Origin of the sequence: Gaetbulibacter sp. NE (genome assembly GCF_025548475.1) — a bacterium.
Taxonomy (GTDB): Bacteria; Bacteroidota; Bacteroidia; order Flavobacteriales; family Flavobacteriaceae; genus Gaetbulibacter_B; species Gaetbulibacter_B jejuensis.
The window spans coordinates 77,773-96,740 of the sequence record NZ_JAOQHY010000002.1; the positions used below are offsets into that span (position 1 = coordinate 77,773).

Annotated in this window: 17 protein-coding genes; 8 read left to right on the forward strand and 9 right to left on the reverse strand. The window is 33.2% G+C overall.

Features of this window, described 5'->3' with window-relative positions:
* Nucleotides 1–118: 118 nt before the first annotated feature.
* From OD803_RS05005 to OD803_RS05015, 3 genes are all read left to right on the forward strand, one after another.
* The gene (locus OD803_RS05005) at nucleotides 119–1,339 is read left to right on the forward strand and encodes a hypothetical protein (RefSeq protein WP_262732580.1); all 1,221 of its coding nucleotides are present in this window, start codon (nucleotides 119–121) and stop codon (nucleotides 1,337–1,339) included.
* A gap of 198 nt (nucleotides 1,340–1,537) precedes the next feature.
* A complete protein-coding gene (locus tag OD803_RS05010; RefSeq protein ID WP_262732581.1) occupies nucleotides 1,538–1,927 on the forward strand; it encodes a hypothetical protein in 390 nt (129 codons plus the stop codon).
* A gap of 231 nt (nucleotides 1,928–2,158) precedes the next feature.
* Entirely contained in the window at nucleotides 2,159–3,286 is a 1,128-nt protein-coding gene (locus OD803_RS05015; protein ID WP_262732582.1) for a TlpA family protein disulfide reductase, read from the forward strand.
* A 37-nt stretch (nucleotides 3,287–3,323) separates the two neighbouring features.
* Here OD803_RS05015 and OD803_RS05020 read toward each other — a convergent pair whose 3' ends face one another.
* Complete coding sequence (locus OD803_RS05020) at nucleotides 3,324–4,430, reverse strand: OmpA family protein (RefSeq protein ID WP_262732583.1); 1,107 nt, start codon at nucleotides 4,428–4,430, stop codon at nucleotides 3,324–3,326.
* Between the two features lie 283 nt (nucleotides 4,431–4,713).
* Between OD803_RS05020 and OD803_RS05025 the strand changes: the two genes are divergently transcribed.
* Together OD803_RS05025 and OD803_RS05030 are read left to right on the forward strand one after the other, a co-directional pair.
* On the forward strand, nucleotides 4,714–8,160 hold the full coding sequence (locus OD803_RS05025) for a methylmalonyl-CoA mutase family protein (RefSeq protein ID WP_262732584.1): 3,447 nt from the start codon (nucleotides 4,714–4,716) through the stop codon (nucleotides 8,158–8,160).
* Nucleotides 8,161–8,443: 283 nt separating this feature from the next.
* Nucleotides 8,444–9,535: a toxin-antitoxin system YwqK family antitoxin gene (locus OD803_RS05030; protein WP_262732585.1), complete on the forward strand. Its 1,092-nt coding sequence runs from the start codon at nucleotides 8,444–8,446 to the stop codon at nucleotides 9,533–9,535.
* An 89-nt stretch (nucleotides 9,536–9,624) separates the two neighbouring features.
* Here OD803_RS05030 and OD803_RS05035 read toward each other — a convergent pair whose 3' ends face one another.
* Complete coding sequence (locus OD803_RS05035) at nucleotides 9,625–9,966, reverse strand: hypothetical protein (RefSeq protein WP_262732586.1); 342 nt, start codon at nucleotides 9,964–9,966, stop codon at nucleotides 9,625–9,627.
* A 172-nt stretch (nucleotides 9,967–10,138) separates the two neighbouring features.
* Between OD803_RS05035 and OD803_RS05040 the strand changes: the two genes are divergently transcribed.
* Entirely contained in the window at nucleotides 10,139–10,582 is a 444-nt protein-coding gene (locus OD803_RS05040) for an Lrp/AsnC family transcriptional regulator (protein ID WP_129761596.1), read from the forward strand.
* Here the strand turns inward: OD803_RS05040 and OD803_RS05045 are convergent, their stop codons facing one another.
* Genes OD803_RS05045 through OD803_RS05055 form a run of 3 tightly spaced genes read right to left on the reverse strand, consistent with a single transcriptional unit; the run spans nucleotide 10,583 to nucleotide 13,296 of the window.
* Nucleotides 10,583–11,068: a hypothetical protein gene (locus OD803_RS05045; protein ID WP_262732587.1), complete on the reverse strand. Its 486-nt coding sequence runs from the start codon at nucleotides 11,066–11,068 to the stop codon at nucleotides 10,583–10,585.
* Nucleotides 11,065–12,036 (reverse strand): YpdA family putative bacillithiol disulfide reductase, encoded by a 972-nt coding sequence (locus OD803_RS05050; RefSeq protein WP_262732588.1) that lies wholly within the window; start codon nucleotides 12,034–12,036, stop codon nucleotides 11,065–11,067. The genes OD803_RS05045 and OD803_RS05050 overlap by 4 nt, the downstream gene beginning before the upstream one ends.
* A 27-nt stretch (nucleotides 12,037–12,063) precedes the next feature.
* Nucleotides 12,064–13,296 carry an MDR family MFS transporter gene (locus OD803_RS05055; protein WP_131507833.1) on the reverse strand — a complete coding sequence of 411 codons (1,233 nt, stop codon included), beginning with the start codon at nucleotides 13,294–13,296 and terminating at the stop codon, nucleotides 12,064–12,066.
* Nucleotides 13,297–13,530: 234 nt separating this feature from the next.
* Here OD803_RS05055 and OD803_RS05060 point away from each other — a divergent pair, with 234 nt between their 5' ends.
* Entirely contained in the window at nucleotides 13,531–14,130 is a 600-nt protein-coding gene (locus OD803_RS05060; protein WP_131507831.1) for a DUF1684 domain-containing protein, read from the forward strand.
* Between the two features lie 33 nt (nucleotides 14,131–14,163).
* Here OD803_RS05060 and OD803_RS05065 read toward each other — a convergent pair whose 3' ends face one another.
* The 4 genes from OD803_RS05065 to OD803_RS05080 form a co-directional block, all read right to left on the reverse strand.
* Nucleotides 14,164–15,621, reverse strand: a complete 1,458-nt coding sequence (locus OD803_RS05065; protein WP_262732589.1) for a T9SS type A sorting domain-containing protein — start codon at nucleotides 15,619–15,621, stop codon at nucleotides 14,164–14,166.
* Nucleotides 15,622–15,642: 21 nt separating this feature from the next.
* Nucleotides 15,643–16,743: a hypothetical protein gene (locus OD803_RS05070; RefSeq protein WP_131507827.1), complete on the reverse strand. Its 1,101-nt coding sequence runs from the start codon at nucleotides 16,741–16,743 to the stop codon at nucleotides 15,643–15,645.
* A 100-nt stretch (nucleotides 16,744–16,843) separates the two neighbouring features.
* Nucleotides 16,844–17,209, reverse strand: coding sequence for a fluoride efflux transporter CrcB (gene crcB / locus OD803_RS05075; protein ID WP_131507825.1), 366 nt, complete (start codon nucleotides 17,207–17,209; stop codon nucleotides 16,844–16,846).
* Complete coding sequence (locus OD803_RS05080; RefSeq protein ID WP_262732590.1) at nucleotides 17,210–18,235, reverse strand: SRPBCC family protein; 1,026 nt, start codon at nucleotides 18,233–18,235, stop codon at nucleotides 17,210–17,212.
* Nucleotides 18,236–18,574: 339 nt separating this feature from the next.
* On the opposite strand from OD803_RS05080, the gene OD803_RS05090 reads away from it, so the two are divergent.
* Entirely contained in the window at nucleotides 18,575–18,961 is a 387-nt protein-coding gene (locus tag OD803_RS05090) for a nucleoside triphosphate pyrophosphohydrolase family protein (protein WP_131507820.1), read from the forward strand.
* Nucleotides 18,962–18,968: the final 7 nt, after the last annotated feature.

Consider the following 18,968-nt stretch of genomic DNA (forward strand, 5'->3'; position numbering starts at 1 on the left):
TAAATATACTTAAATTAGTTGGTCTTGCCAAGATAATTAGTGCTTAATATGCAAGAAATTTAATTTTAATAAGAGTAACTATTCTAGTTTTAAAAAACATATAAATTAACACAATCATATGAGAAAATACATTTTAATCATTACTTTTTTGTTTACTTCAAGCTCAATATTTAGTCAGATAAATTTTGAAAAAGGATATATTATAAATAGCTCTTCTGGAAAAATTTTATGTTTTATAAAAAATGAAGGTTGGGTAAATAGTCCTGATAAGATTTTATACAAATTGGATATGTCTTCGGATAAAGTCTTTGAAGGTGATTTAAGTAATATTAAGGAGTTTGGTTTTAAAAGTAATGTAAAGTATGTGAATAGATTAGTCAATGTAGATCTATCTTCTAATTTGATTAATAAATTAAGTAAAAACAGAGAGCCTAATTTTGTATTGAAACAAGTTTTTTTAAAACAGTTGATTGATGGAAAAGCAAATTTGTATGAATATAGAAGTAGTAAAGTAACTCGTTATTTTATCTCATTAAGTCTCGATGAAATTATTCCATTAATTTATAAAAGATATAAAGTTAATGTTACACAGATAGCCGAAAATGTTTCCTTTAAAAGTCAATTATATGAAAATTTAAAGTGCTCCTCTGGTGAATTATCAACTTTAAGGAAAATGGATTATTACTATAAAGACCTTATGGAGTATGTTGGAGCTTATAATTTATGTGAAACTGGGGAAAATATTGAATTGATTGATTTGAATCGTAAAAATCAGTTTTTGTTAAATGTAAAAGCAGGAGCTTTTCTTTCTACCATGTCAGTTGATTATAGAGCTAGTGGTTTCACGGCAAATGTAAACTCAGGAAAATTTGATAATAGGTTTTCACCTAGGTTTGGGTTAGAATTAGAGTACATGTTACCATTTAATAAAAACAAGTGGTCACTTTTTGTAGAACCTTCTTATCAGAGTTTTAATTCTTCTGGTGTTACAGATTTAAATGGTACGCTAAACTCTCAAGATATTAATATTGAATATAGCTTTGTGGAAATTCCAGTAGGAGTTCGTCATTATATGTATCTTTCAAATAAGGATTCAAGACTGTTTTTTAATCTGGCTTATGTTGTAGTGGCAGATTTTGGTGGTGAGCTTGAATATTCTGAAAATCTAAACTTAGATATTAAATCAAGACCTAATTTATTGTTCGGGTTTGGTTATAATCTAAACAAGGTAAGTTTAGAGTTTAGAATAGCTACATCCAGAAATATAGTTTCGGAATACTCAAGTTATTCAACAGATTATAAAAATATAGGAATTGTTTTTGGATATCACATCCTTTAATAATTCTATATGATTTTTCATTAAAAAAGTCGGTAACCTTACCGACTTTTTACTAACCAACTTGCCAACCTAAATTAAAGAAGTATGACTTAATTATTGTGCAAAGATGTAAATTAATAGGTGTTTTAATGTTATGTTAATATTAGCTTTAAATTAAGCTTCGTTTAATAACTTTAAACGAATGCTAAAACCAACCTAATGAAATCAACTATATTTTTATTGAGTTTCCTTTTTCTTTCTGTTTTAGGATACTCTCAAAATAATTCTGCTAATTGTAATTGTTGTACAGAAACCCATTCACAGTTTGATTTTTGGATAGGTGATTGGGTAGTAACCAACCCAGATGGTAAAAATAGTATTGATAAGATTCAAGATAAATGTATTTTAAGAGAAAACTGGACGAGTGCTAAAGGAAACTTTACAGGAACGAGTTATAATTTCTATAATGCTCAGAAAAAGCAATGGGAACAAATATGGGTTGATAACCAAGGCGGAAATCTTCATTTAAAAGGGCATAGAAAAGGAAATCAAATGATTCTAAGAACTGAGAATGCTAAAAATAAAAATGGCCAGACTTTTTACCATTAAGTCATATGGACTAAAAATGATGATGGCTCAGTAAGGCAACTTTGGGAAACTTATACTCAAGGAGTTGGTGTAGTTGTTGCTTTTGATGGGCTTTATAAAAAATTAAAGTAGAGTATAGTGTAACTCTAGGGTTTAAGAGAGAGGCGACTTTGACGTTGAGATTTATTTAACAATAAGATTTTAATCAAATCGTTATTTTAGCACAGTATTTGAAGTGTTAGAAGTTGTTTTATGGATATATTACTGTATAAAAAAGTTTTAATTTTTTCTATTTGCCTTAATGTATGTTTTACATTAAACGCACAAATTAGTGTCTCTGAAGTTATGCAAGAGTCAACAATTGCTACACATGATAACAATAAGTTGTATTATGTTGATTTTTGGGCAACTTGGTGTGGTCCATGTATTCATGCCAAGAAACATTTGACTGTGATTCAGAAGTTATTTCCTAATGACTTACATGTTATTTCTATATCAGAAGAAAGTCCAGTTAGGATAGAGCAGTTTTTGGAAAGGAATAATACTAAATTAACAATAGTTAGAGATTATTATGGTGAAACTTTTGATGCTTTTAAGATTAAAAGTTTACCTGTAGGAATGCTTTTTGATACTAAGGGTAAAAAGCTATGGGAAGGCCATCCAGGTGATTTAAATGCATCTTTAATCAATAGGTTTTTAAGAACTTCTTCTAAGGTTTCATCCCTTCATGATTTTGTGAATGTCATTGTGGAAGTTGAGGATGATATGGCCGATTACATGCCAGCTAAATCAATTGAAATAAACCCTTTAAAATCATCTAGTTCTGAATTCTTAATTATTGATAATAAGAATTATTTGGAGCTAAATGGCGATTTATTGGATATCGTTAGTTACTTATCAAGGATTTATAAAAAACAAATAGTGATAGATAATGATCTTAATAGCTCATATCAGATTTATATTAAGAAGCCAGTTGCAAATAAGGCTGATATTGCTATTACATTATTAGAGCAATTGGATTATTCAATTGAAATTAATGAAACTACAAATCAAGTATTTTCTCTAAAACTTGATAATCCAAATTTTTGGGATACAAATCAAATTAATTGGGGAAATAATAACAATCATTATTTAATTAGTGATACAGACATCACAGCAGATAATGTCTCTTTAAAAGATTTAACCTACGAGTTGTCCAGAGTTCTCGAAACACCTGTAGTGATTTTAGATGAAGATGAGCAAAGCTTAAAGATTCATGATTGGCAAATCCATTACAAGTATTTTGAATTTATGTACAATAATTTTTTAGATTATGGAATAAGTATTAAAAAAGAAAAAATAAACTATCCAGTATATTCAATTACTAAAAAAGCTCCTTAATAAGGAGCTTTTTTATTCTTGTTTCTATAACTAAAACCTAGTTAGTAGCATTAATAACTCTAAACTCTGTACGTCTGTTTCTTTGATGTTGAGCTTCAGAGCACTCTACACCATTAGAACATCTATTTGTAAGACGTGTTTCTCCAAATCCTCTAGCCGATAATCTACTTCTAGAAATACCTTTAGATACTAAGTAATTAACTACTGAATTTGCACGTTGCTGTGACAGTGATTGATTGAAAGTATCATCACCTCTAGAATCTGTATGAGACATAATTTCAATATTTACATTAGATTCTCTTAAAAGAGGTAATAAAGTATCGTCTATTGTTCTTTTAGATGCGTTAGTTAATCTAGCGCTTGCTAGTTCGTAGAAAATAGGAATTACATTAGGATCTAGTAAATCACAATCAACTTCTTCCCAAGAAGAAATTCCACCTCTTTGATCCATCACAGTTCTTGATATTTCATCAGACTTAGAAGGGATATTAGTAGGAACAGATCTTGCTGGAGTGTCAACAACGCGTCTAGTAATAGTCGCATATTCTGCTGGGATTTCAATTTCATCTACACGAGCAGGAGTTTTAATAACTCTTTTCTTATATGTGGTTGGTTGCTCTGGTACTGGAACATTACTTGTAGTAGCGTCTGATGTTAAGGTTGTAAATGAGACTTCTCTAAATTGAGCTGGATATTCAACAAAACAAGCAGCTACACAATCTTCTTTATTTACAGAAGGACAATCTTCCAAGATTTTGTATTCCCATCCAGAAGTTTTTGGATATGTTTCGTATGTTCTAGAATCCGTACCAAAGGTTGCTGGAATTACTTTTAAATCTGTACGACCTTCTTTTTTAATGTATGAGACTTCCACAGTTTCATAAACTGCAGGTACATATACAAACTTTTTAGAGGCTTCTTTAACAAGTACTCGTTCTTCAACCGTTTTATAGGTGGCTGGTTCAATTTCCAAAGTTGTATAAGCTGGATACGACTGATAGGTTTCTGTAACTTCCTTAAAAGTGTCTTTTGTAATACACTTTACATAACACTTGCCTGGAGCAGGATTAGCAGGTAAGTCTTGAGCTGAGGATACACCATAACCTACTAAGGCACAAATAGTCAAAAATAGTTTTTGTTTCATAAGATTTAAATTTGTAATTGGTTTAATAGCTTAATTCATAACACTACAGGACTGATACCTGTTTTTTTATAAAGTTATAGTCGAAGTAGAAAAGGGTATTTATAAAGATAAGAAAAATTAACATATTTTAACAAATAATTTCATTATAAATTAAGTTTCAGAGTTTTATTGATAATAAAAATTAAGTTGTAGACCTACTTTTTGATTAAAGATTTTTTAATGTTTTTATCTTTTCTTTGAAAATTCAGTAAATTTGCAGCACTAAAAAGCAATATTATTACGAATGAAGCAAATCGCGCCATACAACCCAAAACATAAAGTAAGAATAGTAACTGCAGCCTCTTTATTTGATGGTCATGACGCCTCAATAAATATTATGCGTAGAATTATTCAATCTACTGGTGTTGAGGTAATTCATTTAGGGCATGATCGTAGTGTTGAAGAAGTTGTAAATACTGCAATACAAGAAGATGTAAATGCTATTTGTTTAACCTCATACCAAGGAGGACACAATGAGTACTTTAAATATATGTACGATCTGCTTAAAGAAAAAGGTGCAGGACATATTAAAATCTTCGGAGGAGGAGGAGGAGTAATTCTTCCTGAAGAAATTAAAGAATTGATGGACTACGGAATTGATCGTATCTATTCTCCAGATGATGGTAGAGAGATGGGATTACAAGGTATGATAAATGACCTAGTAGAAAAATCGGATTTTGCTATTGGTGATGCTTTAAATGGTGAGATAGATAAATTACCATCAAAAAACCCTAAGGCAATTGCTCGCGTAATTTCTTCAGCAGAAAATTTTCCAGAAATAGCTAAAGATACTTTAGATAAAATTCATAAAAAAAATGAAGACTGTAAAACTCCAGTATTAGGAATTACAGGAACAGGAGGAGCTGGTAAATCGAGTTTAGTTGATGAGTTAGTGAGACGTTTCTTAATAGACTTCCCTGAAAAAACTATCGGACTTATTTCTGTAGATCCTTCTAAACGTAAAACAGGGGGTGCGCTTTTAGGAGATCGTATTCGTATGAATGCTATTAATTCTCCTAGAGTCTATATGAGAAGTTTGGCTACGCGTCAATCTAATTTAGCACTGTCTAAATACGTTAACGAAGCTGTTGAGGTATTAAAGGCTGCAGAATACGATTTAATAATTCTTGAAACTTCTGGTATTGGTCAATCTGATACTGAAATTATTGAACATAGTGATGTGTCGCTTTATGTAATGACGCCAGAATTTGGTGCTGCTACTCAGCTTGAAAAAATAGACATGCTTGACTTTGCAGATTTAGTAGCCATTAATAAGTTCGATAAGCGTGGTGCATTAGATGCGTTACGTGATGTGAAAAAGCAATACATGCGTAATAATAATCTTTGGGATACACCTCAAGATCAGTTACCTGTTTTTGGTACTATTGCTTCTCAGTTTAATGATCCAGGAATGAATACGCTTTATAAGGCTATTATGGATAAACTAGTAGAGCGAACAGAATCTAACCTGAAATCTTCATTTGAGATTACAGATGAAATGAGTGAGAAGGTATTTGTTATTCCGCCAGCTAGAACACGATACCTTTCGGAAATAGCAGAGAATAATAGAGCATACGACAAAAAAGCTAATACTCAAGTAGAAGTAGCTCAGAAATTATATGGAATTTATAAAACCATCTGTTCGGTTGCTAATGTCACTTCGAGCGCAGTCGAGAAGTCTTTCATAATTAAATCTGGTTTACATCAAGATGAGATTCTGAATCAAGTTCAGAATGACAGTGATAAAGACTTTTTAAACTTATTGCTTAAAGAATTCGATAGAGTTAAACTTAACTTAGATCCTTATAACTGGGAAATTATAACAGGTTGGGAAAACAAAGTAAATAGATATAAAAACCCAATTTATTCTTTTAAAGTAAGAGATAAAGAGATTAAAATAGAAACACATACGGAGTCTTTATCGCATACGCAGATTCCAAAAGTGGCATTACCAAAGTATCAAGCTTGGGGAGATATCTTACGTTGGAGCTTACAAGAAAATGTTCCTGGTGAGTTTCCTTATACTTCAGGATTATATCCTTTTAAAAGAACAGGAGAAGATCCAGCACGTATGTTTGCTGGAGAAGGAGGTCCAGAACGTACAAATAGACGTTTTCATTATGTGAGCATGGGATTACCAGCAAAGCGTTTATCTACTGCTTTTGATAGTGTTACACTTTATGGTAATGATCCAGATCATAGACCAGATATTTATGGTAAAATAGGAAATGCAGGAGTGTCTATATGTTGTTTAGACGACGCCAAAAAATTGTATTCTGGATTTAATTTAGCAGATGTCATGACTTCTGTGAGTATGACTATTAATGGTCCAGCTCCAATATTATTAGGATTCTTTATGAATGCTGCTATAGACCAGCAGTGTGAGATCTATATTAAAGCGCAAGGATTAGAAAGTGAAGTAGAAGCTAAAATTGCTGAAATCTATAAAGAGAAAGGCATAGAGCGACCAAGATATAATGGAGATTTACCAGAAGGTAATGATGGTTTAGGTTTAATGTTGTTAGGTGTAACAGGAGATCAAGTGTTGCCAGCAGACGTTTATGCAGATATTAAGACCAGAACCATTGCTCAAGTTAGAGGAACTGTACAGGCCGATATTTTAAAAGAAGATCAAGCGCAAAATACGTGTATTTTCTCTACGGAATTTGCACTGCGTTTAATGGGAGACGTACAAGAGTATTTTATTGAAAATAATGTGCGTAACTTCTATTCGGTGTCTATTTCTGGATATCATATTGCAGAAGCAGGAGCGAACCCTATTACGCAATTGGCATTGACATTATCTAACGGTTTCACTTATGTAGAATATTACTTAAGTCGCGGTATGGATATTAATAAGTTTGGTCCAAACTTATCGTTCTTTTTCTCTAACGGTATCGATCCTGAATATGCTGTTATTGGTCGTGTGGCACGTAAAATATGGGCAAAAGCCTTAAAGCATAAGTATGGTGCCAACCCAAGAGCGCAGATGTTGAAATACCATATACAAACTTCGGGTCGTAGTTTGCATGCTCAAGAAATTGACTTTAACGATATTCGTACGACACTTCAAGCGTTATATGCTATTTATGATAACTGTAACTCGTTGCATACTAATGCTTATGACGAGGCTATTACTACACCAACCGAAGAGAGTGTGCGTAGAGCAATGGCTATTCAGTTGATTATTAATAAGGAGTTAGGACTTGCTAAAAACGAAAACCCAATACAAGGGTCGTTTATTATAGAAGAGCTTACCGATTTGGTAGAAGAAGCCGTATTACTAGAGTTTGATAGAATTACGGAGCGTGGTGGTGTACTTGGCGCTATGGAAACCATGTACCAACGTAGTAAAATTCAGGAGGAAAGCTTGTATTATGAGACTTTAAAGCACAATGGTGATTTTCCAATTATTGGAGTAAACACCTTCTTGAGTAGTAAAGGATCGCCAACGGTACAACCTGCTGAAGTTATAAGAGCTACTGAAGAAGAGAAGCAATACCAAATACAAACCCTTGAGAATTTACATAAGAGTAATGATACCAAGGCGTTGCTAAAAGCGCTTCAGCATAAAGCGATTAACAACGAAAACATTTTTGAAGCCTTAATGGATGTTTGTAAAGTGTGTTCTTTAGGGCAAATTACTGAAGCTTTATTTGAAGTAGGCGGACAGTATAGACGTAATATGTAGTGTGTTTTTACACCTTAAGCTATAAGAATCCCGAGTGTTTGCTCGGGATTTTTTATGGAGTTAACCTAACATAAAGGGTTGTTTGTAAATTTATGTTGGATTTTTTAGTTTGATACACGAGTAATTTATATAACTACTTAATTTTGCATAAAGCCATTACTACCCATTTACACCCTAATGACCAAAAAATAATTTGATTTTGTAGGAGATTTACTAAATAACTAATTCATTTGCTATATATTAGATTTTTTGAATGTACAATTGTTAACCCAAAACAAACCCAATGAAATACTTTTACAACAAAAAACAGTCCTTATTATTTTCATTAATGCTTGTAGTTACTACTCATGTTTTTTATGCTCAAGAACCGCACAAGGAATATTATGATGATGGAACAGTATCTAGAACAGGTTACTATAAGGATGATAAACGCGTTGGCGAATGGAAATTTTATCATGAGAATGGAAAATTAGCATTGGCAGGAAAGTTTGAAAACGGTAATACTGTTGGTGTGTGGAAAAGCTATACAGAAAGTGGTAAATTATATGGTGAAGGACATTTTGAAAATGGCATTGAAATAGGTGAATGGAAGTATTATTATGAAACAGGTCAATTAGAAAAAGTAGTAATGTTTAATGCTAATGAACAGCTAGATGGCGTATGGAAAAAATACCATGAAAATGGTAAGCTGGCTGCCGTAGGAACCTTTGAAAATAATGCTCAGGTAGATGAATGGAAAATATACCATGAAAATGGTCAATTAGCTGAAATAGGAGTTTTTGAAGCTGGTGAATATGAAGGCCTGTGGAAAGCTTATCATGAGAATGGTCAGTTATCTATGATAGGGTATTATGAAGATGATAAAGCTACTGGTGAATGGAAACATTATCATGAAAACGGTCAATTATCTGAAATAGGATATATAGAAAATGGTAAAAAAATAGGAGAATGGAAATTCTACTATGACAATGGTCAATTATCTGAAATAGGAACTTTTGACGCTGAAGGATCACAAGGAGTGTGGAAGTCCTATCATGAAAATGGCCAATTATCAGCTGTCGGAATACGTGAAAATTATAAAAAAGATGGAGAATGGAAACATTATCACGATAATGGGCAGTTACAGGAATTCGGAAATTTTACTAAAGGCAAAGCCACAGGAGAATGGAAAATTTACCATAGAAACAATACCATCTATCAAATAAGACTATGGGATGATGGTAAGTTTATGGATATTATTTCTTGTTATGATAATAAAGGCAATAAACTAGACAAAGGCACCTTGGTACATGGTAATGGTACTGTAAATTATTATGATGAAAACGGTAAACTAACCGAAACAAAAACATTTGTAGATGGTTTAGAACAAAAATAATGAGTTATTAGCACTCTCTTAAACACAGTGTACTAAAACTAAATATTAGATACTTAATCGCTTGTTCTTATCGATTGTTAAACACCTAACTACAACGTCAGCATCCAAGTATGTTGAAGCTTTTTAAAGGTTTTAAGTTCGCGTCTTAATAATGGGATGTAGTCTTTACCGTTACTGTTACATTTTTCTAAACGACGACAGTTGCTATACAAACGGTTGGTAAGCTGTCTTACCGATGCCATGTGCTTGTGTTTTTTATCTGTGTGACGTTCTTGTTCGGCTTTAGCGATTTCAGGTGCTAAAGAAATAGACTGTTGTACGATGTCTCCAGAGAAGTAGATGTGTTCGTTTTCTGAACCATCTTTATGCAAATATGACAAATCATGGCTTAAGTAGGTAGAGATGCTTCTAGATAGGACAAAAATATCCATAGCCTTTTGATATATAGGCAAATCCGATAGATGAGATGGTAAATGAGGTAACATAGTATATAATAGCAATTTATATCAAAATTAAGCACAAGAATTGAGATTCTACTTTTGATATTAAAGCAATATATTATATTTGCTTTAAATATTAAGTTATTTTTTAATTTCTCTTTAAATGAGTATAGATAGATTAAACTGGAAGATTTTAAAGTGTTTGCAGGACAATGCAAGACAGTCTAACGCTGAAATTGGTAGACAAGTAGGTATTACCTCTCCAGCAGTTTCGGAGCGTATAAAAAAGATGGAAGATGCAGGTATTATTGAAGACTATTACACATCAGTTTCTTATTTTGAAGCAGGTTATCAATTAAAGGCTATTATTACCTTACGCGCTTTTATGGGAAAGCTAAAGCCTTTTTTTGAGAAGGTAAAAACCTATGATGAGGTGTTGAACTGCTATCGTATTACAGGAAACGAAAATATTGTAATGGAAGTGGTGCTTAAAAACCAAAAGCACTTAGAAACCTTTATTGACCAGTTGATTATATATGGAGAAACCAAAACGCAAATAGTGCTTTCGCAAGTGGTAAAGAATGGAGCGATAAAGCCATTGAAGTGATTACTTCTTGTTGGGTAAGTCGTCGTCAGGGTCATGATCGTCATAGTTGACACCTGGAGGGTTAAAAAGTCCCCAACGGTCAATAATATAATCCCAAGGATTAAAACTTTTAACCCATTCAGCAAATAAAACTCTAAACTCTTCTATTTCTTGTCTTAGAAAATTTAGGTATTCAACATCTTTATAACCGTGCATTTCTATACCTGTTAAATCTGTTGAAATTTCTCGAGCAGCTTTTCGTATTATTGTTGCATTTTCCATTTTTATAGCATAAGGAATATTAGAACTTAAAGCTCCAGCAATTTTAGCAGGAATGATTAAAGCATTTTTTGAAAGATAATCAATATTATTTTTAATCATTTCTGCTTCAATGTCTTTATTAAACTCAATGTCAGTGTGTTCTATAGCTTCAACTAAATTTCTAACGAGTTGTTGAATTTCAATTGCTTTAGCAAAAACTGGTATTTTATTCCATTCTTCTATCATTTGCCAATATTATTTGCAATATGCTCAGCAATTAGCTTAGCGTGTACTCTTGAGTTTTCAATAAACCATTTGTGGGTTTCGGTTCCTCCACAAATTACACCTGCAAGGTAGAGTCCTTGTACGTTGCTTTCCATGGTATCAGGATTGTACTGTGGAAAGAAATTTCCATCATTAGACAAGGTAACTCCTGCTTGTTCTAAAAACTGAAAGTTAGGTTGGTAGCCTGTGAGAGCCACTACATAGTCGTTAGCAATGGTTTCAGTGCCTTTAGGTGTGGAAATGATTACCTGATGTGGTGTAATTTCTTTGATTTCGGAATTAAAATAGGCTTTAATGCTACCTTCCTCAATTCTGTTAATGATATCAGGTCTTACCCAATATTTTACACGTTCGCCAATAGCTCCTTTACGTACTACCATAGTAACGTTTCCACCTTTACGCCAAATTTCAAGTGCAGCATCAACTGCAGAATTGCTAGCACCAACCACAATAACGTCTTGCATACTAAAAGGATGCGCTTCTTTGTAGTAATGTGACACTTTAGGTAAGGACTCACCAGGAACATTTAAAAGTTTAGGGATGTCGTAAAACCCTGTGGCGATCACTACTTTTTTTGCACTGTAGTTGGTTTTGTTTGAGGTAACCTGAAATTGGTTGTTTTGCTTTTGTATGGCTGTTACTTCTTCATACAGGTTTATGTTGAGCGTGTTAGATGTTGCTACACGACGGTAATATTCCAAGGCCTCGTCTCTATTTGGTTTTGGGTTATTGCTTATAAATGGAATGTTGTCGATTTCCAAACGCTCGGAAGTGGAGAAAAAGGTCATGTTTAAAGGGTAGTTAAACAAAGAGTTGGTGAGTGCGCCTTTTTCGAGTACGATATAATTCCAACCTCTTTTCTCACATTCCAAAGCGCAGGCAATTCCAATAGGACCTGCTCCAATAATTAGTATATCTGTTTGTGTCATTAATATTGTGTTGCTACTAAGTTAAGGTTATTCTTCTATTTTTTGAAATCTCATTTTACGCTTTAACATTAAAAGTATGGCAATACATACTACCATCACTAAAGACACAATGTACCATGTGTTGGTAAAGCCTACCAATTCCACCATGTGCATTCCTGAATTATGCCCAAAGATATGTGCAATGGCAAACGCCATACTGTATAAAGCCATGTATTCGCCTTGGTTGCCTTGTTTTGCACGTTTTAAGGCAAAAGCATTAGAAAATGGGAAGGCAATCATTTCGCCAATGGTCATAAACAACATGCCAATAACCAATACACCAACCCAAGCAGTAACATTAAGCACAATAAAGCTTATAAGTGTTAATACAGCTCCAAAGGCTACTAAACCTGTTTTGGTGTATTTAGGAGATTCGAGCCATTTTACTAGAGGCATTTCAAATACAGCAATTAATAAACCGTTCATTCCCATGAGTAATCCTATTTTAAACTCTGATAATACATGTACGTCTTTGTAGTACAGTGGCATTGTTGAGAAGTACTGAAGAAAGGCAATACTAAATAATACCATAGCTACTAAAAAGATAATGTACTTTCCGTCTTTATAAGCCGATTTAGGGTTTTGAGAAACGATGTTATCCTGAACTCTAGCAGTTTTAGGGTTGAGTACCTTGAGTAATAGGAAGCCTGCAGCTATACAAGTAATACCATCTACCCAAAACAAACCACCATAACCCAATGTAGCAATAATTAATCCGCCAATGGCAGGACCAGCAGAAAATCCAAGGTTAATAGCCAAACGAATAAGTGTAACTGAGCGTGTTTTGTTTTCAGGCTTACTGTAAGCACTTAATGCTACAAACATTGCAGGACGAAACATATCGGCTACTGCAAGGAGTAAAAATATACCTAGCATGATGCCATAGTAGGTGCTTATAAATTGTAAGCCAATGAATAGAAGCCCTGACAGTACTAAACTAATTACCATTACTTTGTAATACCCAATTTTGTCGGTGAGTTTGCCACCAAGCCAAGACCCAACTACCGAACCTGCACCAAAAGCACTCATAATCATACCAACATCAGAAAGACTAAAGTCTAAGCTTTTATTGAGATATAATGATAAAAACGGAATAACCATGGTGCCAGCTCTGTTAATGAGTGTAATGAGCGATAACCACCATACTTCTTTAGACAACCCACTAAATGTGTTTAGGTAGGGTTGTAATAACTTGTTGTTTAAAAAATAAATAAATTTCATTGTTTGATTGATTGTTATAAAAGTAAAAAGTCCGACGCTAGCGTCGGACTTTTCTATATTGATTAATTGTATTCAACTATCACTACAATATATAGCAAGCCCGACTTCGTTGAGAAGAGGTATATTTTTGCTTTACAATTGTATTACAGTTGAACATGATTTTTTCTTTATTGCTCTTCAAAGCTAGGTAAAAAAAGTTTAAGTTGTATTTTTGAATTGAAAAAATTAACCCAAATGAGAAAAGTTATTACATTTTTAGTGTTGGTATTAGTCTTAGGTTGTCATCAAGGAAAAGAACCGATTGTTGGTGAGACCGAGTTTCAAAAGAAGATGAATGCTGATTTTAGAGATGCAACAAGTTCGCCACTTAAAGGAAGAGCTAAAAAGAATTTTAAGGGACTTGATTTTTTTAAGTTTGACTCAGCTTATGTAGTTACTGCTCAATTAAAACGTACACCAGACTCTAAGTGGTTTAATATGAAAACGAATACTGACCGTTTATCTAGAGAACGTGTTTATGGTGTTTTGACGTTTGAGTTACAAGGGCAAACTTATCAGTTGAATGTATACCAAGGCGAAGATTCTATTACTAGCGAAGATCAGCAAGATTATTTGTTTTTACCTTTTTTAGACAACACAAATGGAGAGACGACCTATGGAGGCGGACGTTATATTGATTTAAAAATTCCTGAAGGCGACACTATTGTGGTTGATTTTAACAAAGCTTATAACCCTTATTGTGCTTACAATGAGAACTACTCTTGCCCAATTGTGCCTAGAGTAAATTACTTAGATACCAACATACAAGCAGGTGTGAAGGCATATAAAAAATAAAAGCGCCATTTTAAACGACGCTTTTATTTAAGATTATTGTTTTATTATTCGTTTGGAGAGTGCTCCACTACTGGTTTTTAATTGTAATAGATATACTCCATTGGAAAACGAGCTGCAATCGATTTTAGAGAGTGACTCTTGAGAGTGAAATATAAGTCTTCCGTTTATGTCAATTACTTCAATACTTTCTATAGTAATATGATTAGGTAGTTTTATATTTACTACATTGGAAGTTGGATTAGGATAGATACTTATTTTGGATAATTCTTCAGTTTCGATACCCAATGTACCACTTACTTCAAAATATTGCTTGTCGTAAAGTGACCAAGTGCCATCTGCGTTTTGTACTCTCACGTACACATAATGATCACCTTGAGCCATACTACCAGATGTTGCAACAATAACATTTTCGTCAATATTATCACCAGATGTTGTGATTGGGTTTCCGTTGCCTTCTCCAGGATCTATGTCAATAAAATATTCAGCAGCTACAATAGATGCGTTATTGAAAAACGTAGGTGTTCTTACAGAAAATACTGTATGTGTGTAAACACTGTAGTTGCCAGCAGTGTTACCAACACGTATAAATAATCTGTGGCTTCCTGTAGGTAAACCTGTTGTAGGAATAGCAAGATTTTGGTCTACGGTTTCAGTATCTGTGATTGTTACTTGATTGCCTAAACCTATGCCAGGATCAGCGTCAAAATAATATTCTATGCTGTTAATATCAGCTATATTAATCTCTGCTAGTGGTACAACTGAAAACACTATGTTGTCATATAAAGACCATACATCGTTTGCATTTTTTACTCTTACAAAGGCTCTATGACTACCTTGCGGTAATGTATTTGTAAGAAATGCTAAATTCTCATCCAAGGTTTCGTCTGTAGGTATTGTAATTACTGTTGCATTTCCAGTTCCAGGGTCAGTACCAAAATAGTATTCAGCAGCTGTAATATCATAATTGTTTAATACAGCAGGACTATGGTTAACGCTAAAAGCTACATTGTCATATGCACCATAAGTTCCATCGCTATTTTTTGCTCTAATGAATAATTTATGACTACCAGAACTTAAAGCAGCTGTTGAAATATTGAACGATTGGTCAATAGTCTCCATAGCAGCTACAGATAATTGTGTGCCGTTGCCAATACCAGGATCTGTATCAACATAATATTCAAAACCATCAATGTTTGCTGTATTAAAGGTTGCATTAGCTGCTTTAACACTAAAGCTTTGAGAATAGTAATAGCTAGTGCTGCCATCATCTTTTACAGCGCGTACAAATAGCTTGTGGTTGCCAGCAGATAATCCTGTTGTAGGAATACTGAAGTTTTGATTAAGTAATTCAGCATCTGGGTCAATATCTATACTTGTGCCATTGCCAATACCTGGATCGGTGTCAAAGTAATATTCTATTTCAGAAATATCACCTTGAGCAAACGATAGGTAAGCGGTAAGCAAAAAAGTTATGTGAATAAGTCGTTTCATAATCAGTTTATTTTTTGATTATTAATTAGACTTATTAGCATTTGCCTTTACGTTTACGTTGATGTTTTCACCAGCTTCAATTAAGTTGTTACTGATAGTAAAGCTTGTTAAGTATGGTAATTCGGTTGGGTAACCACGCATATCAAAATCGTAATCGCCATTGAAAATACCTATGTCGTTTCCGTCAGAACCAGCGTTAAGCCCAACTGAACTTGGAGACAGTGTGAAATCATCTTCAGGAGCAATATCAAAAGCCGATGATGCTACACTGGTAAAAAATGGATTTTGGTTGTCAAAATTACCTGTTCCAGGCATTGCTAGTGAAAGTGTACCACCAGTTGACATGTAGCTAATAGAGTTGTTAAGAGTTAGTGTTCTACCTGTAGTTGGTGTAAATAAAGTGTTTATTCCGTTTGAGATAAATATATTATTGAAAGCAGTTACATCACCAGTCATGTTTGGGAAAATATTTGTGTTTCCCCACGTATGGTTTATTCTAACAACGTTATTGTTAAAAATGGTTGTGTCGTTAAAGTATCGTAAGGCGTAACTAGCAGTTGCATTACCGTTTAATAATGTAATGTGGTTATTGGTAATTACGGTGTTTATACATTTTGTTGGGTCTGCATGAAGTGTGATACCAAAATTAATGACATTACCTCTTATAATCCAGTTGTTGTTGGTAGTGGTATGGCCAGCATTTGTAGAGCCCACAAAAATAGTTTGGTTAACAAAGTTATCTTCAATAATAATATTATCAGATGTAGATGTGCTTGAGTTGTAAGTGATGTAAGTACTGATGTAAAACCCACTAATTTTAATGTTATCAGCATCAATTCTTACACTTGATAATTCGGTTCTTCTACCATCATTTAGTTCCGGTGCATAACCAGAACCAAAAAGAGTAATTTCTTTGTTGATAGTAACAGCTCCATAACTTGTTAAAGACGGTTGTACGTAAATAATGTCTCCATTATTAGCTGCTGAAATAGCATCAGTAATGTTATTAAACATATGAGCAGGAGATGTGTCAATAACAGGGTCGTTGTCAACAATAAGAATGTTTTGAGCTTGGGTGTAGCTAAGTACAAAAATTGATAATACAGTAAATAGTTTTTTCATGATAATTAGGTTTGATTAATAACATTTCAAAAGTCCTAATTGTCAGTAAGAAAAAACATACGATATATGTCGTATATTTAATTATATGATTGGATGTTAATTATTTAGTTAGGTATATGCCTGCAAAAACTGCTAAAAATCCAACTATAAAACTAGCAATTGTATATAGTGCAAAACTTGTAAAATCACCTGATTTTAAAAAAACATGGTTTTCGTAAGCAAAGGTTGAAAATGTGGTGAATCCACCACAAAAACCAGTGGCTAAAAGCAGTGTTTGATTTGAAGACAGTGTATTGTTTTTAACTGCTAATCCTAAAATAATGCCAATGAGTAAACTCCCTAAAATATTTGCTGCAAATGTACCATAAGGAATTCCAGTTTCGGTGCTGTTAAGGTATTTGCTTAGGATGTATCTTAAAACACTTCCAAAACCACCACCAACAAAAACAAGAAGTAGGTTTTTCATCTATTTTACAGCAATGTATATTTTAGTTATCCAATCAGCAGGATTAGGTGTGCTTGTAGGATCGGTTAAGTACGTTTCAAGCATTGGTCCGTTTTCATCGGTGAATTCAAGATTATTTTCGGTGATATATTTCATAGTAGTGTCCCAAGCCTCTTTTAAGTTAGCATAATCGCCAGTAAGAGTTGTTTCAACTGCTTTAAATGGTTGTAACTGTCCTGTTAAAATATCACTATCATCAGCAGTAATTACTTGAGATGTTGTAGGTATGCAGCACGAAAACATTACAGCATTATTGGCTTCGTCCCATTTGTGATAATATACAAAAGGAGGTCCAGCCATAGTAATATTGTGTGTAATAGCATAAGCACCAACTTTAGGTAACATATCCTGCATTTTAGTATCTAGCTCGCTAATTTTACAAGAAGTGGTATTATATAGGTAAAATCCGCCACTGTGCTGTGTTACTCCATTTACTTTAATTGAATAGACTTTCATAGACTCAACAACTAAGCTATCTAGTTTTTCTAAACCACGCTCAAAGTCTGGACCAATCATGTTGTCAAAACCACCAGAAACTAATGCAGAAGCTTTAAATATAAACGGAACATTGTCACTGTTCATTTTCCATACTACGTTGGTTTTACCGTCTTCGGTAGGAGTAAATTCCCATTGTATCTTTGAAGGGTCAAAATCCCCAAACTGTAGTTCTTGATCAATAGAAACATTAGGTTTAGTTGCTAAGGTTTTCATGTTACCTTCTCCATGAGAATCCACCCACGAATACGCACCTCCAACACCTTTGGTTTGTTCGCTAAGAGTAATTACTGTTTCTGGATCTTTTTCAACCCAAGACGACCATGCTTCCCAGTTTTTAAAATCAATAACATTATTGTAAATAACAGCAGCAGGCGCATTGATTGTACGTTCTCTTTTAACTTCAAAAGAATTAGGCTGTACAGCAATGTAAATAGCAATACCTATAATGAGTATAAGAAGTAAAAAGAATATATATTTTAAAGCTTTCATCTTTGGTTTTAAAGTTGTTTTACCAAAGATAATTAAAAAAGCGATACTATTATTAATTGATATAGCATCAAGAAACTACATGAATACAAATTTAATTGTGGAGATAAAAAAGATGAAAGAAATAAAAGCTATTAGTACCCAAATAACGCCTTTGTAATAACGTTTATGTAGCTTAAGGTCTTTTTTGTAGGTGAAAATTAATATAATAATAAATGCTATTGCAAATAAAATTCCAAAAACCCATTGCCCTTTAGTAAACATAAAATTAAATTTATGTAAAATTAAATATTTATATTTCAAAAATTTTTAAAAAAAGCATAAAATAATACTAATATACTAATGAAAGATAAAATTGAAGCCGTAAAAGCTTTTCACTCAGCATTTAAAATAGGACATAGAGAAACACCTAAAGCTGACTTAGGTTTAGAAAAGAATATGTTGCGTTATAAACTGATGAGAGAAGAAAATGAAGAGTATCTAGAAGCAGCAAATAACAATGATTTGGTTGAGGTTGCAGATGCGCTTGGTGATTTACTTTATATTTTATGCGGAACCATTATTGAACACGGTTTGCAATATAAAATAGAAGAAGTTTTTGAAGAAATACAACGCAGTAATATGAGTAAGCTAGGTGAAGATGGAGAGCCTATTTATAGAGAAGATGGAAAAGTATTGAAAGGACCTAATTATTTTAAACCTGATATTGCATCTATTTTAGATAAATAAAAAAAGA

Excerpts from the sequence above, each read along its gene's own strand:
- OD803_RS05015 (WP_262732582.1), top strand. The coding sequence starts at position 2,159 with ATGGATATATTACTGTATAAAAAAGTTTTAATTTTTTCTATTTGCCTT.
- OD803_RS05045 (WP_262732587.1), bottom strand. The coding sequence starts at position 11,068 with ATGATAGAAGAATGGAATAAAATACCAGTTTTTGCTAAAGCAATTGAA.
- OD803_RS05010 (WP_262732581.1), top strand. The coding sequence starts at position 1,538 with ATGAAATCAACTATATTTTTATTGAGTTTCCTTTTTCTTTCTGTTTTA.
- OD803_RS05035 (WP_262732586.1), bottom strand. The coding sequence starts at position 9,966 with ATGGATATTTTTGTCCTATCTAGAAGCATCTCTACCTACTTAAGCCAT.
- OD803_RS05055 (WP_131507833.1), bottom strand. The coding sequence starts at position 13,296 with ATGAAATTTATTTATTTTTTAAACAACAAGTTATTACAACCCTACCTA.
- OD803_RS05070 (WP_131507827.1), bottom strand. The coding sequence starts at position 16,743 with ATGAAAAAACTATTTACTGTATTATCAATTTTTGTACTTAGCTACACC.
- OD803_RS05050 (WP_262732588.1), bottom strand. The coding sequence starts at position 12,036 with ATGACACAAACAGATATACTAATTATTGGAGCAGGTCCTATTGGAATT.
- OD803_RS05020 (WP_262732583.1), bottom strand. The coding sequence starts at position 4,430 with ATGAAACAAAAACTATTTTTGACTATTTGTGCCTTAGTAGGTTATGGT.
- OD803_RS05040 (WP_129761596.1), top strand. The coding sequence starts at position 10,139 with ATGAGTATAGATAGATTAAACTGGAAGATTTTAAAGTGTTTGCAGGAC.
- OD803_RS05065 (WP_262732589.1), bottom strand. The coding sequence starts at position 15,621 with ATGAAACGACTTATTCACATAACTTTTTTGCTTACCGCTTACCTATCG.
- OD803_RS05030 (WP_262732585.1), top strand. The coding sequence starts at position 8,444 with ATGAAATACTTTTACAACAAAAAACAGTCCTTATTATTTTCATTAATG.
- OD803_RS05080 (WP_262732590.1), bottom strand. The coding sequence starts at position 18,235 with ATGAAAGCTTTAAAATATATATTCTTTTTACTTCTTATACTCATTATA.
- OD803_RS05090 (WP_131507820.1), top strand. The coding sequence starts at position 18,575 with ATGAAAGATAAAATTGAAGCCGTAAAAGCTTTTCACTCAGCATTTAAA.
- OD803_RS05060 (WP_131507831.1), top strand. The coding sequence starts at position 13,531 with ATGAGAAAAGTTATTACATTTTTAGTGTTGGTATTAGTCTTAGGTTGT.
- OD803_RS05005 (WP_262732580.1), top strand. The coding sequence starts at position 119 with ATGAGAAAATACATTTTAATCATTACTTTTTTGTTTACTTCAAGCTCA.
- crcB (WP_131507825.1), bottom strand. The coding sequence starts at position 17,209 with ATGAAAAACCTACTTCTTGTTTTTGTTGGTGGTGGTTTTGGAAGTGTT.
- OD803_RS05025 (WP_262732584.1), top strand. The coding sequence starts at position 4,714 with ATGAAGCAAATCGCGCCATACAACCCAAAACATAAAGTAAGAATAGTA.